Annotated in this window: 10 protein-coding genes; 3 read left to right on the top strand and 7 right to left on the bottom strand. The window is 70.3% G+C overall.

The window, feature by feature from the left end; all coding sequences use genetic code 11:
* Positions 1 to 204: 204 nt before the first annotated feature.
* From ABZW32_RS15710 to ABZW32_RS15700, 3 genes are all read left to right on the top strand, one after another.
* Positions 205 to 3,420 (top strand): DNRLRE domain-containing protein, encoded by a 3,216-nt coding sequence (locus ABZW32_RS15710; RefSeq protein ID WP_356215803.1) that lies wholly within the window; start codon positions 205 to 207, stop codon positions 3,418 to 3,420.
* 81 nt (positions 3,421 to 3,501) lie between these two features.
* Positions 3,502 to 4,179 carry a hypothetical protein gene (locus ABZW32_RS15705; RefSeq protein WP_356215801.1) on the top strand — a complete coding sequence of 226 codons (678 nt, stop codon included), beginning with the start codon at positions 3,502 to 3,504 and terminating at the stop codon, positions 4,177 to 4,179.
* Between the two features lie 199 nt (positions 4,180 to 4,378).
* Positions 4,379 to 6,595, top strand: coding sequence for a germacradienol/geosmin synthase (locus ABZW32_RS15700; RefSeq protein ID WP_356215798.1), 2,217 nt, complete (start codon positions 4,379 to 4,381; stop codon positions 6,593 to 6,595).
* A 2-nt stretch (positions 6,596 to 6,597) separates the two neighbouring features.
* Here the strand turns inward: ABZW32_RS15700 and ABZW32_RS15695 are convergent, their stop codons facing one another.
* From ABZW32_RS15695 to ABZW32_RS15665, 7 genes are all read right to left on the bottom strand, one after another.
* A complete protein-coding gene (locus ABZW32_RS15695; RefSeq protein WP_356215795.1) occupies positions 6,598 to 7,836 on the bottom strand; it encodes a GNAT family N-acetyltransferase in 1,239 nt (412 codons plus the stop codon).
* Positions 7,837 to 7,896: 60 nt separating this feature from the next.
* Positions 7,897 to 9,120 (bottom strand): YncE family protein, encoded by a 1,224-nt coding sequence (locus tag ABZW32_RS15690; RefSeq protein WP_356215915.1) that lies wholly within the window; start codon positions 9,118 to 9,120, stop codon positions 7,897 to 7,899.
* 262 nt (positions 9,121 to 9,382) lie between these two features.
* Positions 9,383 to 10,534 (bottom strand): XdhC/CoxI family protein, encoded by a 1,152-nt coding sequence (locus ABZW32_RS15685; RefSeq protein ID WP_356215793.1) that lies wholly within the window; start codon positions 10,532 to 10,534, stop codon positions 9,383 to 9,385.
* Positions 10,535 to 10,606: 72 nt separating this feature from the next.
* Complete coding sequence (locus tag ABZW32_RS15680; RefSeq protein WP_356215790.1) at positions 10,607 to 12,070, bottom strand: NCS2 family permease; 1,464 nt, start codon at positions 12,068 to 12,070, stop codon at positions 10,607 to 10,609.
* 321 nt (positions 12,071 to 12,391) lie between these two features.
* Entirely contained in the window at positions 12,392 to 14,791 is a 2,400-nt protein-coding gene (gene pucD / locus ABZW32_RS15675; protein ID WP_356215787.1) for a xanthine dehydrogenase subunit D, read from the bottom strand.
* 2 nt (positions 14,792 to 14,793) lie between these two features.
* Positions 14,794 to 15,396, bottom strand: a complete 603-nt coding sequence (locus ABZW32_RS15670; RefSeq protein ID WP_356215784.1) for a (2Fe-2S)-binding protein — start codon at positions 15,394 to 15,396, stop codon at positions 14,794 to 14,796.
* A 2-nt stretch (positions 15,397 to 15,398) separates the two neighbouring features.
* Positions 15,399 to 16,292 carry an FAD binding domain-containing protein gene (locus ABZW32_RS15665; RefSeq protein ID WP_356215781.1) on the bottom strand — a complete coding sequence of 298 codons (894 nt, stop codon included), beginning with the start codon at positions 16,290 to 16,292 and terminating at the stop codon, positions 15,399 to 15,401.
* Positions 16,293 to 16,409: the final 117 nt, after the last annotated feature.

Genomic DNA, 16,409 nt, shown 5'->3' with positions numbered 1-16,409 from the left:
GTCTTCGCAGGTGACGGACGCCACGCGGTACGGCATGCTCAGTCCGCACATTTCATGCGCGAAGGCCGGTCGGGGAGCCGGCTCTTCGTGCCGCCCGGCTAACGGGCCCATTACCTGCGAACACCCAGGGGTGGCGGATTTCGCGCGCCCGAGGGGGGAGAATTTGTCGTGTCCGAAAATGAATCCTCGGGCGAGAGTTCGCCAGTGGTGTCGGAAAGAAAGCAGGCTGATGACGCTGCCTCTCCACGCCGCTGGTTCCAGCGCCGCCGGAACCTCGGTGGCCTCGCCGCGCTGCTGGCCGTCGCCGTGGCGGTACCCGTCGGCCTGAGCCTCCCGGGCGAGGGCGTCAAGCCGCGCGCACAGGCCGAGCCGACACGTGGTGCCGGTGTGCCCGTCACCGCCGCCGAGGCCCGCCGGGAAGCCGCCAAGACCGGGAAAGAGGTCGAGGTCACCACCGAGGCGACCGCGCACAGCAGCACGTGGGCGCAGCCGGGCGGGACGTTCAAGCTGCGGGTTTCGAGTCTGGCGACGCGGGCCAAGGTCGGCAATGTCTGGAAGCCGGTCGACACGACCCTGGAGCGGGTGGAGGGCGGGTTCGCAGCGAAGGCCGTGAACACGCGCGTCGTGTTCAGTGCGGGCAGCAAGGCTGGGGCCGGTGGTGGGGACCGTGCGTCGCGCGGTGTGTCCCGGGTGGCGCTGGTACGCCCCGCGGTCGCGAAGGCCGACGGGCCCGTCCCCGAGTGGAGCGAGCTCGTACGGCTGAATACCGATGGGCACGATCTGGTCGTATCGTGGCCGGGGCCGCTGCCCCAGCCGGTCATTTCCGGCCCACGGGCCCTTTACGAGAACGTCCGCCCGGGTATCGACCTGGTGATGACGGCGCAAGACGGTGGCTACGCGCACGTGCTGGTCGTGAAGGACAAGCAGGCTGCCACCGACCCGCTGCTCGGCCAGCTGAACTATCAGCTGTCCTCCCCCGATCTGACCTTCCACCTGGACGAGGCGTCAAAGTCCGTCAGCGCCCAGGACGCTCAGGGGCAGGAGATCGCCGCCTCCCCGACCCCGTTCATGTGGGACTCCGCGGGCAAGGTCGCCGTCACCGAGGGCGAGCCGCAGGCGAAGCCGGCGCCGGAGGCCAAGGAGCACCCCACCCTCGCGCTGCCCGGTCTGAACGGCGCGGAGGGCAATCACGCCAAGGCGGCCGGGGCGGCGCTGTCGACGGAGAACGTGCTGACGGTGACGCCGAACGCGCAGCTGCTGAACGACGGCGACACCGTGTACCCGGTGTTCATCGACCCCTCGTTCAAGGGGCACAAGCAGAACTGGACGACCTTCTACAAGACCGAGGGCGGCTCCAGCTTCTGGAACGGGCAGAACTACAACAGCGGTTCCGGCACCCCCGAGGCGCGTGTCGGCTACGAGTCGACGACCGGCGGTACGTCCCGGGCGGCGTTCATCTTCGACTTCGGCAGCCAGCTTTACGGCTCGCAGATCCGTACGGCGAACCTGCGGATGCTGCAGACGTACTCCTGGGGCTGTGACCCGAGGGCCTTCGACGTCTACCACACCCCGCTGATCACCAGCTCCAGCACCTGGAACAACACGGACAACGGCACGTTCTGGGGCAACCGCATCGCCGGAGCGACCACCGGTCACGGCTACAACAGCTCCTGCCCGGACTCCTGGGTGGGCATCGACATCAAGTCGAAGGTCGAGGAAGGCGCCCGCGGCGCCTGGCAGAACCTCACCCTCGGCGTGCGTTCCCCGAACGAGAGCGACGCGAGCTACTGGAAGAAGTTCCAGGCCAACGGTGAGAGCGCCCCGTACATCGAGGTCGAGTACAACAAGGCCCCCGACGAGCCCACCGTCGCCGGCATGGACACCGTCCCCGGCGGGCTGTGCGTGACCGACGCCCCCTTCAACAAGGTCGGCAAGTCCGACGTCATGTTCGAGGTCCAGGGCCGCGACGGCGACGGCAACCTCAAGCAGATCCAGTTCAAGGTCTGGCGCACCGCCGACAACCAGACCGTCTTCGACCAGTGGATCTGGCCCGACAGCTACGGCGTCGCCCGCACCACCATTCCCTGGGAGTCCTTCGCCGCGAACACCTCCTACTCCTGGACCGCCACGGCCAACGACTGGGACGGATCCACCTCCGGCGTGGGCCCGGCCGGTACCGACAAGCCGTGCACGTTCACCGTCGACCACAGCCAGCCGGTCAAGCCGACGATCCGCTCCGACGACTTCCCCGCACCCGGCCCCGACGGCGCCGAGTGGAGCAAGAACACCCTCTCCCCCGGCAAGATCACCGTCATCGCGGGCGGCACCAACCCTGCCGACATCCGCGAGTTCCAGTGGTCCCTCAACCACCCCGTCTACGACAAGAAGGCCGTCCCCGCCGCCGGGCAGGACACCGTCACCGTCGACGTGAACCCCGACAACGCCGGACCGAACCTCTTCTACGTCCGCATCGTCAACAAGGCCGGAAACGTCTCCGACCCGTTCATCTACACCTTCTACGTCCGCCCCCGCCCCGGCCTCGACGGCCCCGGCGACGTCACCGGCGACGGCAAGGCCGACCTCCTGGCCATCGACGCGGCCGGCGACCTGCGCGTCTACCCCGCCGACGCCACCGGCGACGTCGACGCCTGGATGCCCGCCGCCACCGACAACGGCAAACCCGCCCCCGCCGGCTACTGGAAGGACGCCACCGGCAAGAGCGCACTGATCGCGCACTCCACCGACTGGTACCCCGGCGACGGCATCACCGACCTCATCGCCCGCATGCCCGACGGCAAGCTCTACGTCTACCAGGGCGACGGCAACGGCCGCTTCGACATCAGCCGCCGCACCGAAATCCTCCTCCCCGCCGGCGCACCCGACCCGGCCACCCTCACCCAGATCGTCGTCGTCCCCGACATGAACGGCGACCACGCCGAGGACATCTTCGCCACCGCCGGCGACACCTTCTGGGTCCTCACCGGATACAGCGGCGCCTCCATCACCGAAGCCCGCCAGCTCTCCGCCACCAGCTGGACCAAACGCGACATCATCGACGTCCGCGACGTCACCGGCGACGGCGTCCCCGACCTCCTCTTCCGCGACGACGCCGACCCCAACCGCGGCCTCGCCCTGCGCCGCGGAAAGCCCGGCCCGAACGGCGGCGCCGACATCAACTCCCTCGCCCTCGCCGTCAACTCCGCCGACGGCAAGGACCTCACCTACGGCACCACCGGCTGGGACAGCACCACCTGGCCCCTCCTACGCGGCACCCCCGACGTCAACGGAGACGGCATCCCCGACCTCTACCTCACCCGCAACGACGGAACCCTCCACCTCTACAACGGCGGCCGCACCACCATCGGCAACGGCCAACGCGTCGAGGAAGACGACTGGGCCACCGCCCGCACCCTCGGATAACCAGCCGCCACACCAACGAACGCCCGGCCGGAGAACGCTCCCGGCCGGGCGTTCGCCCTCCCTTCACCAGACAGGCACCCCATGCGCTTCCCTTACGCCCGCCGTGTCGTTCCCGCAGCGGCCGTGATCATGCTGATCACCTCCTGCGGCACCGGCACCGGCACCGGCAAGGACACCCACGCCGGTACCGCGCCTTCCTCGGCGCCCAGGTCCCAAACCCCCAAGCCCTTCGACGAGGGCGAACTCGCCGCCCGCCTGCTGACGGCCCAGGACCTGCCCAGCCACAAGGTCGAGGAAGCGTTCCAGGGCGCGGTCGTCTCCTCGGACAAGCCGGAATGCCGAGACCTCGCCACCGTGCTCCTGGGCGGCGTGATGACCAACACGCTCGGCCAGGTCCACACCAGCGCGACCAAGGGCACCACCACGACGAAGGTCTCACTCCACTCCTGGTCCGGCACAAAGGCCGGCAGCGTCCTCGCCGACGTCAGGGCGGGCGGCCAGGCATGCGGTGGCGGCTTCGACGCCGTCAGCGGCACCGACAAGGCGAAGATCACCAAGGTTGTGGCGGCTCCCGCCACCGGCGGCGACGAGAGCGTGGCCTACAGCGCCGAGCAGGAGCAGGACGGCGTGAAGTCCTCGATCGAGGTGGTCCTCGTGCGCCAGGGGACCACCACCGCGACCTTCACCGCCCGCAGCGCGTCCGGAGCCGCCGAGCCGCCCGCCGCGGTCGTCGCGGCGCAGGTCAAGAAGCTCCGCTGAGCGCGGCCCGTACGCGGATACCCTCCCCGGCGCCCTGCTAGCCCGTGCCGGGGGTGGGCGTCGGGGAAATGGGCCGGTGTCACCTGATGAAGTGAAATCCCCCTTGTCCGGCTGCCGCCGCGGGTAGGGCCCTGCTGATCTCGTGCGGGGGACGGGAACCGCCGGTCCCCGTGCCCCTGAGCGAAAGGCCCTGCCCGTCGTGACGCAGCCGTTCCAACTGCCGGATTTCTACGTGCCCTATCCGGCGCGACTCAACCCCCACCTGGAGGAGGCGAGGGTCCACACCAAGCGGTGGGCGCGCGGCTTCGGCATGCTGGAGGGGTCCGGGGTCTGGGAGGAGAAGGACCTCGACTCGCACGACTACGCGCTGCTGTGCGCGTACACCCACCCCGACTGCGACGGTGACGCGCTGGACCTGGTCACCGACTGGTACGTGTGGGTCTTCTTCTTCGACGACCACTTCCTGGAGATGTACAAGCGCTCCCAGGACCGCGAGGGCGCCAAGGCGTACCTCGACCGGCTCGCCGCCTTCATGCCGATGGACCTGGCCGCGGGGTTCCCCGAGGCCACCAACCCCGTCGAGGCGGGGCTCGCGGACTTGTGGGCGCGGACCGTCCCGGCCATGTCGACGGACTGGCGGGAACGGTTCTCCTTGTCGACGAAGAACCTGCTCGACGAGTCGATGTGGGAGCTCGCCAACATCAACATCGGGCGGGTGGCGAACCCCCTGGAGTACATCGAGATGCGCCGCAAGGTGGGCGGTGCCCCCTGGTCGGCAGGGCTGATCGAGTACGTCTCCGCCGAGGTGCCCGCGCGCGTGGCGCACTCGCGGCCGCTCGGCGTGCTGCGCGACGCCTTCGCCGACGCCGTGCACATCAGGAACGACATCTTCTCCTACCAGCGCGAGGTCGCCGACGAGGGCGAGCTCTCCAACGCCGTCCTGGTGCTGGAGACCTTCCTCGGCTGCTCCACCCAGGAGGCCGCGGAGGCCTCCAACGACCTGCTCACCTCCCGCCTCCAGCAGTTCGAGCAGACCGCGCTCGTCGAACTCCCCCAGCTCTTCGCCGACCACGCCATGGACCCCGCCGAGATCGCGGCGGTCCTCGCCTACACCAAGGGCCTGCAGGACTGGCAGTCGGGCGGCCACGAATGGCACATGGTCTCCAGCCGCTACATGAACGCGGAGGCCAAGGCCACCGCCCCGGTCACCCTGCCCTTCCTCCCCAGCGGCCTCGGCACCACCGCGCTCGACCTCGGTTCCGCCTTCACCCGGCGGTCGATGGAGCTGCGCGCCCGCTCCTTCACCCACGTCCCCTTCGAACGCACCGGCCCGTCCGTGATCCCGGACATCCACATGCCCTTCGCGCTCTCCCTCAGCCCCCACCTCGCCGCCGCCCGCGAGGGATCGGTGGAGTGGGCGCGCCGGATGGGCCTGCTCGACCCGCAGCCGGGCGATCCCGGCTCCACGATCTGGAACGAACAGAAGCTGCGCGGCTACGACTTCGCCCTCTGCTCGGCCGGCATCGACCCCGACGCCACGCCCGGGGCCCTGCTGCTCAACGCGTGCTGGCTGACCTGGGGGACGTACGGGGACGACTACTACCCGGCGGTGTTCGCCCGGTCCGGGAACCTCGCGGCCGCCAAGGCGGCCACCGCCCGGCTGATCTCGATGATCCCCGTCGACCACGCCGAACAGCCGCTGCCGCTGACCGTGTTGGAGCGTTCCCTCGCCGACCTGTGGGTGCGCACCACCGAAGGCATGGGCGCGGAGGTCCGGGCCGAGTTCCGGACCACGCTCGTGAGCATGCTGGAGAGCTGGGTGTGGGAGGTGGAGAACCAGATCCTCAACCGGATCCCCGACCCGGTGGACTACGCCGAGATGCGCCGCCACACCTTCGGCTCGCACCTGACGATGTACCTGTGCCGGCTCGGCCAGTCCGGCCGGGGCATCCCAGAGGAGATCTACCGCTCGGGGACGATCAGATCGCTGGAGAACGCGGCGGCCGACACCGCCTGCCTGATCAACGACGTCTTCTCCTACCAGAAGGAAGTCGAGGTCGAGGGCGAGGTCCACAACCACGTCCTCGTCACCCGGAACTTCTTCGACATCGGCTACGCGCAGGCCCTGCACATCTGCCACGACCTGATGACGCAGCGCACCGAGGAGTTCGAGCACATCGTCGCGACGCAGCTGCCGTTGCTCTACGACGACTGGAAGCTGGACCGGGAGGCGCGCGCCGGGCTCGACGCGTACGTCGGGGAGCTGAAGGACTGGATGGCCGGGATCCTCAACTGGCACCGCAAGTGCGGCCGTTACCGCGAGGAGGACCTGGGGGCACCGGCCGATGCCCCGTCCGCCGCCATCGGGGGTTCCGGCTTCGGCATGGCGGCCGCCCGGATCCGCCTCCCCGCCTGAGGTCAGAACTCGTCCCCCGTGTGCGGGAGCGGCCCCGCCCCCAGGGCCGCGTCCAGGGCGGCCGCCGCGCCCGGGGTGTGTTCGCTCACCAGCCCGGCCGCCACCAGCTCCGCCGCCCTGGTCCCGCCCAGGTAGCAGGCGGCCAACTCCCTTACGTCCAGAGTCAGGTCGGGGGCCGCGCGGGCGGGCTCGTACGTCGCCCCGCCCGGCCCGGCCTTGAGCCGGAACCGCCCGGCGTTCGCGGGCAGCCGTACGTCGGCCAGTTGGAGCACGAGTTCCACCGGGGCCGCCCACGTCCGGGCCGTCAGCGCGGCGGCCACGTCGACCAGGCGCAGCCAGAGCGCCGGGAACTGGGCGGTGACCCTGACCTGGTCCCGGTCGGCGGCGAAGTGCAGCAGCGGGTCGTCGGCCGGGCGGCACCGGGCACGGACGGTGCCGGTCAGGTCGAGGGAGGCCACGCAGCCCCACAACGCGGCGGCGACGGCGGGCGTGTCGGCCTCCAGTTCGTCGACGCGGACCAGGCCCGGGGTGTGGCCCGGGAAGGGGCCCGTGTCGTCCTGCGGCTTCGTGCGGTAGAGGACGTAGCCCGCCACCGGCTGTCCGGCCTCGCCGAGGGCGATGATCCGGGGCGGGCCCAACTCCTCGTCCTCCTCGTCCCGTTCGGACAGCCACTCCTGCTCCCAGCGTTCGGGGCTGCGGGTCGGCCGGCCGGCCCGGGTGCTGCGGGCGGCCTCGTGGTACGGGGCGATCACGTCGAGGGCGTCGGCCGGGTCCACCAGGCGCAGCGGGCGCGGGTCGGGGGCGATCCGCAGGGCGAGCGGCCGGGCGGAGTCGATCTCGATGGCGATGCCCTGGGTGGCCGGCCCGTAGCCGAACCGGCCGTAAATGGCCGGTTCGGATGCCCACAGGGCGGCGATCGGGCTGCCCGCGGCCCGGGCCCGGCGCAGCCGCTCCTCCATCAGCGCGGTCAGGACGCCCCGGCGCCGGTGGGTAGGGGCGACGGACACGAAGGTGATTCCGGGGCAGTCGAGGTCGGCGCCCGGGACCGAGAGGCGGAAGGGGTGGGCGGCCATGAAGCCGACGAGCGCCTCCCCGTCGTAGGCGCCGAGCCGGTCGCAGCCGCTCAGCAGGCGGTGGTGGCGTTCGCGCGCCTCCCGTTCCGGGCGGTCGTGGAAGACCAGGTACGCGAGCTCCTGGGCGCGGTCGATGTCGGCCTCGGGTACCTCGCGGATGTCCACCATGATCCGGAGACTAATCGGTCATCGCGGACTGGTCACCCCATAATGGCGGGATCCGCCCGTTCAGGAGGGCGTGGGGCCGCTCCAGCCGGCCGGAACGTGCCCGAGGCGGACCCGTTGGGGGTGGTCGCCGACCGGGACGGAGACCCGCTTGGCTCCGGTGGCGAAGTCGATGGCGGTGACCCGGTCGGCGCCGCTCTCGGAGATGACGCAGGCGGTGCCGTCGCCGTCGACCGTGGCCCAGTAGGGCTTGTCGGCCGGGACGAGCGGTCCCTGGGCGAGGGTGGCGCGGTCCACGACGGTCGCGTAGTCGTCCATGGTCCCGGCGACGCAGAGCTTCGTGCCGTCGGGGCTCATCGACAGGCCGTGGTGGCGGGAGTCGTTGACCCAGGTGGTGCGGTCGGTGCTGGTGGCGGGGTTGACGGGGAGTTCCTTGATCCGGGTGATCCGGTCGGTCGCCACGTCGTACTCGACGACTCCGTTGAAGAACGACACCTGGAAGTAGATCTTCGATTCGTCGGGGCTGAAGGACATGGGCCGGACGGCGTCGGAGAGGTCGCGGCGGCCGAAGGCGTCGAGGCGTTCGCGCATGTCGATCACCCGGACCGTGCGGAAGGTCCGCGCGTCGACGACGGTGAGTTTCCGGTCGCCCTTCGTCCAGTCCAGCCAGGGCGCGTCGAGGGCGGAGGTCACGTCGCCGATCGAGCTGTTCCACAGGTAACGGCCGTCGCGGCTGAAGGTGTTCTCGTGCGGTTTGTCGCCGGTGGCGAACGAGCCGACCTGGCGGCCGGTGGAGATGTCGAGGACGTGCACGGTGTTGGCGGTGGACGCGGACACGGCGACGCGGGTGCCGTCGGGCGAGACCGCCATGTGGTCGGCGCGGTAGCCGGCCACGGGGAAGCGCCAGTTGATCCGGCCGGTGCGCACGTCGATGGAGACGACGTCGGCGAAGCTGGGGCGGGAGACCACGACCGCGGAGCCGTCCGGGGTGGTGTACATGTCGTCCGCGAACTGGTCGTGGCCCTCTCCGGCACCGGCCCGGATGCCGAGGAAGAAGGCGAGTTTGACGGGATTGAGGTAGATCTCCCGCAGCCGCTCCTCCTTGTCGGGGATCACGTTGATCCGGCCGATCCGGGCGAGGTCGCCGGTCGAGGCGAGTGCGTCGGCGGTGCCGTCCCAGTTGTTCCCGACGAACAGCACCTCGCGCAGGGGTTCGGCGGGGGCCGCCGCCCGGCCGGGCGCGGCCAGGGCGGTGACGGCGGTGGCGGCGAGGAGGACCGCGGCCATCGGGTACCGGGTGCGCAGGCTTCGTAACATCCGTTCGACTCCGTAAGGGGGGTGAGGGTGGAGTGAATGAGGTGGAGCGGAAGGGCTGGGCGGACCACATGCTGTTACCGGCGGGTAAAATAGACGGAACGCCGAAAGGGCACAACCCCCATGGGGTCGTGCCCTTTCGGCGTGTGCGTGTGCGTGTGCGCGTGCGGGTACGGGTACGGGTACCGGTACGTGTGCGGGTGCCCGGCCGGCGCTACGGCCGCTCAGCCCCGCTTCAAGCGACGGAGCCGATCCGGCTGACCACGGTCTGCGACGGGTCGGGGTGGATCGGGATGTGCGCGCCGGTGAGCGAGACCCCGGTGCCGCCGCGGCGGTTGGCGACGATCTCGGCGGCGATGGACAGCGCGGTCTCCTCCGGGGAGCGGGCGCCGAGGTCCAGGCCGATCGGGGAGCGCAGGCGGGCCAGTTCGAGCTCGGTCACGCCCACCGCGCGGAGCCGCTCGTTGCGGTCCTCGTGGGTGCGGCGGGAGCCCATGGCGCCGATGTAGGCGACGGGGAGCTTCAGGGCCAGTTCGAGGAGCGGTACGTCGAACTTGGCGTCGTGGGTCAGCACGCACAGGACGGTCCGGCCGTCGACCTCGGTGCCCTCCAGGTAGCGGTGCGGCCAGTCGACCACGATCTCGTCCGCGTCGGGGAAACGATTCCTCGTGGCGAAGACCGGCCGGGCGTCGCACAGGGTCACGCGGTAGCCGAGGAACTTGCCGATCCGCACCAGGGCGGAGGCGAAGTCGATGGCGCCGAAGACGATCATCCGCGGGGGCGGGACGCTGGACTCGACGAGCACCTTCAGCGGCTCTCCGCAGAGCCTGCCGTCGGCGCCGATCTCCAGGACGCCGGTCCGGCCGGCGTCGAGCATGGCGCGGGCCTCCCCGGCGATGGTGCGGTCGAGCAGGGGGTGTCCGCCGAAACCCCCGTCGTAGGAGCCGTCGGCCTGGACGAGGAGCGCGCGGCCCATCAGCTCGGCGGGGCCTTCGGCGATCCGGGCCACGGCGGCCGTCCCCCCGTGCGCGGCGGCGGCCAGCGCACGGGCCAGCACCTCGCGCCGCGGGGAGCCCACGGGCACCGGGGTGATGAGGATGTCGATGATTCCGCCGCAGGTCAGGCCCACGGCGAAGGCATCGTCGTCGCTGTACCCGAAGCGCTCCAGGACGGTCTCGCCGTCCTCGAGCGCCTGGCGGCACAGCTCGTACACCGCGCCCTCCACGCATCCGCCGGAAACCGAACCGATGGCCGTGCCCTCGCCGTCCACGGCGAGTGCGGCTCCGGGCTGCCGCGGGGCGCTGCCGCCGACCGCCACGACCGTGGCGACGGCGAAGTCGCGCCCCTGCTCGACCCACCGGTTGAGTTCTTCGGCGATGTCCAGCATGTGCGGCCTCCTCGGAGGGTTCGGGTTCCAGTATCGGATGCGTGGAGGGTCAGGTACGGATCATGCCCGGACCTACTTCACCCCGAGCCACGCCTCGATGGGGTGGAGGGCGAAATAGATCACGAAGATGCCGGTCAGGGCCCACATGAAGCCACCGACCTCGCGTGCCTTGCCCTGCGCGACCTTGATGGCCACGTAGGAGATGACGCCGGCGGCGACACCGGCCGTGATCTGGTAGGTGAACGGCATGATCACGACGGTCAGGAAGACCGGGATCGAGGTCGCGCTGTCGGACCAGTCCACGTGGCGGGCGTTCTGCATCATCATCGCGCCGATGACCACGAGGGCGGCCGAGGCGACCTCGCCCGGGACGATCTGGGTGATCGGGGTGAAGAAGAGGCAGGCGGCGAAGAAGAGGCCGGTGACGACGGAGGCGAGGCCGGTACGGGCACCCTCACCGACGCCGGTGGCGGACTCGACGAACACGGTCTGGCCGGAGCCGCCCGCGATGCCACCGATGGCGCCACCGGCGCCGTCGATGAACAGTGCCTTCGACAGGCCCGGCATGCGGCCCTGGTCGTCGGCCAGCTTGGCCTCGGTGCCGACGCCGATGATGGTGGCCATCGCGTCGAAGAAGCCGGCGAGCACGAGGGTGAAGACGATCATGCCGATCGTCATGACGCCGACGTCGCCCCAGCCGCCGAACTCGACCTTGCCGAAGAGCGAGAAGTCGGGCATCGAGATCGCGGAGCCCGCGAGCTCCGGCGGACCGTTCTTCCAGGCCTTCGGGTCGATGTTCACGACGGCGTTCAGGATGGCCGCGAGGACGGTGCCGCCGACGATGCCGATGAGGATCGCGCCGCGGACCTTGCGGGCCTGCAGCATGAAGATGGCGAGCAGGGTGATGCAGAAGAGGAAGACGGGCCAGCCCGAGAGCTCACCGGTCGCACCCAGCTGCACGGGGGGCGCGAACTCGCCGCCGTTGCCGACGAAACCGGCCTTGACCAGGCCGATCAGGGCGACGAACAGGCCGATGCCCATGGTGATGGCGTGCTTGAGCGCGAGGGGGATCGCGTTCATGATCATCTCTCGGAGGCCGGTGACGACCAGGAGACAGATCACGACGCCGTACATCACGCACATGCCCATGGCCTGCGGCCAGGTCATCTGCGGGGCCACCTGCGAGGACAGGACGCCGGAGACGGACAGGCCGGCGGCCAGGGCGAGCGGGACCTTGCCCACGAAGCCCATCAGGAGGGTGGTCAGGGCGGCGGCGAAGGCCGTGGCCGTGATCAGGGCCTTCTGGCTCATGGTGTCTCCGGCGACGTCCTTGCCGGAGAGGATCAGCGGGTTGAGCAGGAGGATGTACGCCATCGCCATGAAGGTCGTGATACCGCCACGAACCTCGTTGCCGATGTTGGAGCCTCTGTGCGTTATGTGAAAGTACCGGTCGAGCCAAGAACGTCCGGCGGGGGCCAGAGAGCCGTCGCCGGCCTCCTCCGCACTGGTCTTGGGCTCCACGGATGACTGGGTCATGGTGCCTAACTCCCAAGGTTCAAAGGGGCACCCGCTTGAAGATTGGAGACGCGGGATTTGGGAAACTGCGTTTGGCTGCACGACCCGGGGTGACGGCCCGAGGCGACGCGAGAATGCATTGCGTGTACTGCGGGTAGTGCGGGGGTGACCGCTGGTACTACGTGGGGGTTTCAGCAGGGGTGTTGCCGGTTTTTCGAGGACCGCGAGCGGTGCGGTACTTGGTGCTCCGGGCGGTGCGACTGGAAGTGTGACGTTCCCGTGTCGCACCGCCCGGAAATCTGGGGGGGGTCCGGGGGCCTCGCGGCCCCCGGACCGGCCGTCCTAAAGGGTCCCGGTGAGGGCTTCCGGACGGATCGGGGTCTTGTTGAGCTCCAGACCGGTCGCCTGCCGGATCGCCGCGAGGACGGCCGGGGTGGACGACAGGGTGGGGGCCTCGCCGAGACCTCGCAGGCCGTACGGCGCGTTCGGGTCGGCGAGCTCCAGGACGTCGACCGGGATGGTCGGGGTGTCGAGGATGGTCGGGATCAGGTAGTCCGTGAAGGACGGGTTGCGCACCTTCGCGGTCTTCGGGTCCACGATGATCTCCTCCATGACCGCCACGCCGAGACCCTGGGTGGTACCACCCTGGATCTGCCCGACCACGGAGAGCATGTTCAGGGCCTTGCCGACGTCCTGGGCGGTCGCCAGCTCGACGACCTTGACCAGGCCGAGCTCGGTGTCCACCTCGACGACCGCGCGGTGCGCGGCGAAGGTGTACTGGACGTGGCCGTCGCCCTGACCGGTCTCGAGGTCGAAGGGCACGGTCGGCCGGTGCCGGAACTCCAGCTCCAGGTCGATCGCCTCGCCCTCCAGGATGTCGGCGATGTCCGCGAGGACCTCGCCGCCGTCGGTGACGACCTTGCCGCCCTCCAGGAGCAGCTCGGCGTGGGCCCAGGCCGGGTGGTACGAGCCGTTCTTGCGGCGGCCCAGCTCCAGCAGCGCCTCGCGGACGTGCTCACAGGTGTTCTTCACCGCGCCACCGGTCATGTACGTCTGCCGCGAGGCGGACGTGGAACCGGCGGAGCCGACCTGCGTGTCGGCCGGGTGGATGGTCACCTGCGTGACGCCCAGCTCGGTACGGGCGATCTGCGCGTGGACGGTGACACCGCCCTGGCCGACCTCCGCCATGGCCGTGTGGACCATCGCGACGGGCTCGCCGTTGATGACCTCCAGCCGCACCCGGGCGGTGGAGTAGTCGTCGAAGCCCTCGGAGAAACCGACGTTCTTGATGCCGACCGCGTAGCCGACGCCGCGGACGACGCCCTCGCCGTGGGTGGTGTTGGAGAGACCGCCGGGCAGCGCGCGGACGTCCGCGCTCTCGCCGGCCGACTCCCACTGGCGCTCCGGCGGCAGCGGGCGGGCCTTCACCCGGCGCAGCAGCTCGGCGACCGGCGCCGGGGAGTCCACGACCTGGCCGGTGGGCATGATCGTGCCCATCTCCATGGCGTTGAGCTGGCGGAACTCGACCGGGTCCATGCCCAGCTTCGCCGCGAGCTTGTCCATCTGGGCCTCGTACGCGAAGCAGGCCTGGACGGCGCCGAAGCCGCGCATCGCGCCGCAGGGCGGGTTGTTCGTGTAGAGCGCGATCGCCTCGATGTCGACGTCGTCGATGACGTACGGGCCGACGGAGAGGGAGGAGGCGTTGCCCACGACCGCCGGGGAGGCCGACGCGTACGCGCCGCCGTCCAGGACGATCCTGCACTTCATGTGCGTGAGCTTGCCGTCCTTGGTCGCGCCGTGCTCGTAGTGGAGCTTCGCCGGGTGACGGTGCACGTGGCCGAAGAAGGACTCGAACCGGTTGTAGACGATCTTGACCGGCTTGTTGGTGGCCAGCGCCAGCAGGCACGCGTGGATCTGCATCGAGATGTCCTCGCGGCCGCCGAAGGCACCGCCGACGCCGGAGAGCGTCATGCGGACCTTCTCCTCGGGCAGGCCGAGGACGGGGGCGATCTGCTTCAGGTCCGAGTGCAGCCACTGGGTGGCGACGAAGAGGTCGACGCCGCCGTCCTCGGTGGGCACGGCCAGACCGGACTCCGGGCCGAGGAAGGCCTGGTCCTGCATGCCGAAGGTGTACTCGCCCTCGACGATGACGTCGGCGCGCTTTCGGGCCTCTTCCACGTTGCCGCGGATGATCGGCTGGCGGTGCACGATGTTCGGGTGCGGGACGTGTCCGCTGTGGTGGTCGTCGCGGCCCTCGTGGACCAGCGGCGCGTCGGCGGCGAGGGCGGAGGCCTCGTCCGTGACGAGCGGCAGCTCCCGGTAGTCGATCTTGATCTTGGCGGCCGCGCGGCGGGCGGTCTCCGGGTGGTCGGCGGCCACGAGGGCGACCGGCTCACCGTGGTGGCGCACCCGGCCGTGGGCGAGCACCGGGGTGTCCTGGATCTCCAGGCCGTAGTTCTTCATCTCGGCCGGGAGGTCGTCGTACGTCAGGACCGAGTAGACGCCGGGCATGGCCAGCGCCTCGGAGATGTCGATGGAGACGATCTCGGCGTGGGCGACGGTGCTGCGCAGGGTCTGGCCCCACAGCATGTCCTCGTGCCACATGTCCGAGGAGTACGCGAACTCACCGGTGACCTTGAGCGTGCCGTCCGGGCGGAGCGTGGACTCGCCGATGCCGCCCTTGGTGTGCTTCTGGGTGACGTTCGTCGGGGTGCCGGACGGCGTGGTGCGGGTGTTGGCCATGATCAGAACCCCTCTCCCTGACGGGCGGCCGCGAGGCGGACCGCGTCGAGGATCTTCTCGTAACCCGTGCAGCGGCAGAGGTTGCCGGACAGGGCCTCACGGATGTCCTGGTCGGACGGGTCGGCGTTGCGCTCCAGCAGCTCGTCGGCCTGGACCAGCAGACCCGGGGTGCAGAAACCGCACTGGACGGCGCCGGCGTCGATGAACGCCTGCTGGATGGTGGAGAGCTCCACGCCCTCACCCGTCTGGGAGTCGGCCGGCCGGGCGGACCAGCGCTTCGCCTCGTCGGTGGAGACGCCCTTGGTGCCGCAACCGCCGGCGGCGCAGGCACCGCCGTGGCCGTGCTCGGCACGCTGCCTGGCGAAGTCGGCCAGGCCCTCGACGGTCACGACGTCGCGGCCCTCGACCTGACCGGCCGCGACCAGGCAGGAACAGACCGGCACGCCGTCGAGGCGGACGGTGCAGGAACCGCACTCGCCCTGCTCGCAGGCGTTCTTCGAACCGGGCAGGCCCAGGCGCTCACGCAGCACGTAGAGGAGGGACTCGCCCTCCCACACGTCGTCGGCTTCCTGCTGACGACCGTTGACGGTGAAATTGACGCGCATGGTTACGCAGCCCCTTCGAGCGGGCGGCCGTTGGTGCCGCGGTACTGCTCCCACGTCCAGACGAGCTGGCGGCGAGCCAGGATGCCGACCGCGTGGCGGCGGTACTTCGCCGTGCCGCGGACGTCGTCGATCGGGTTGCACGCGCCGGAGGCGAGCGCGCCGAACTGCTTGGCGATCGACGGGGTGATGACCTTGCCGTTGTCCCAGAAGCCGCCCTCTTCGAGCGCGGCGTTAAGGAACTCCTCGGCGGCCTTCGCCCGGATCGGAGTCGGGGCGGCGGAGGCGATGCCCGTACGGACGGTGCGGGTGTCGGAGTGCAGGGCCAGGCCGAAGCCGCAGACCGCGATGACCATCGCGTTGCGGGTGCCGACCTTGGAGTACTGCTGCGGGCCCGTGGCGTTCTTGATGTGGATCGACTTGATCAGCTCGTCGGCGGCGAGCGCGTTGCGCTTCACGCCGGTGTAGAACTCGTCGATCGGGATCAGGCGCGAACCGCGTACGGACTCGACCTCGACGCGGCAGTCGGCGGCGAGCAGCGCGGGGTGGGAGTCACCGGCGGGCGAGGCGCAGCCGAGGTTGCCGCCGACACCGCCGCGGTTGCGGATCTGGGGGGACGCGACCGTGTGCGAGGCGAGCGCGAGTCCCGGCAGCGTGCCGCGCAGGTTCTCCATGATCTGGGTGTACGGAACGGAGGCTCCGAGCCTGGTGACGTCCTCGCCGACCTCCCACTCCCGCAGCAGTTCGATGCGGTTGAGGTCCAGGAGGTATTCCGGACGGCGGTGGTCAAAGTTGATCTCGACCATGATGTCGGTGCCGCCGGCAATGGGAACGGCTGTCGGGTACTCGGCCTTGGCGGCGAGCGCCTCCTCCCAGCTGGCGGGGCGAAGGAAGTCCATGTGCGGCTCTCTTCATTCTCAATCGGATCGTTCGGTTCAAGCCAGGAGACCGACGGCCCTCGACTGGTCGTTCACGTGCTGTTAACGCGGTGTGTAGTCAGTACACAAGCCGCGCGT

It is taken from the genome of Streptomyces sp. NPDC004667 (assembly GCF_040609475.1).
Taxonomy (GTDB): domain Bacteria; phylum Actinomycetota; class Actinomycetes; order Streptomycetales; family Streptomycetaceae; genus Streptomyces.
The sequence above is the reverse complement of the archived record's forward strand: the minus strand, read 5'-3'. Positions and strand labels throughout refer to the sequence as shown.

Excerpts from the sequence above, each read along its gene's own strand:
- ABZW32_RS15695 (WP_356215795.1), bottom strand. The coding sequence starts at position 7,836 with ATGGTGGACATCCGCGAGGTACCCGAGGCCGACATCGACCGCGCCCAG.
- ABZW32_RS15680 (WP_356215790.1), bottom strand. The coding sequence starts at position 12,070 with ATGACCCAGTCATCCGTGGAGCCCAAGACCAGTGCGGAGGAGGCCGGC.
- pucD (WP_356215787.1), bottom strand. The coding sequence starts at position 14,791 with ATGGCCAACACCCGCACCACGCCGTCCGGCACCCCGACGAACGTCACC.
- ABZW32_RS15670 (WP_356215784.1), bottom strand. The coding sequence starts at position 15,396 with ATGCGCGTCAATTTCACCGTCAACGGTCGTCAGCAGGAAGCCGACGAC.
- ABZW32_RS15665 (WP_356215781.1), bottom strand. The coding sequence starts at position 16,292 with ATGGACTTCCTTCGCCCCGCCAGCTGGGAGGAGGCGCTCGCCGCCAAG.
- ABZW32_RS15685 (WP_356215793.1), bottom strand. The coding sequence starts at position 10,534 with ATGCTGGACATCGCCGAAGAACTCAACCGGTGGGTCGAGCAGGGGCGC.
- ABZW32_RS15690 (WP_356215915.1), bottom strand. The coding sequence starts at position 9,120 with ATGGCCGCGGTCCTCCTCGCCGCCACCGCCGTCACCGCCCTGGCCGCG.
- ABZW32_RS15705 (WP_356215801.1), top strand. The coding sequence starts at position 3,502 with ATGCGCTTCCCTTACGCCCGCCGTGTCGTTCCCGCAGCGGCCGTGATC.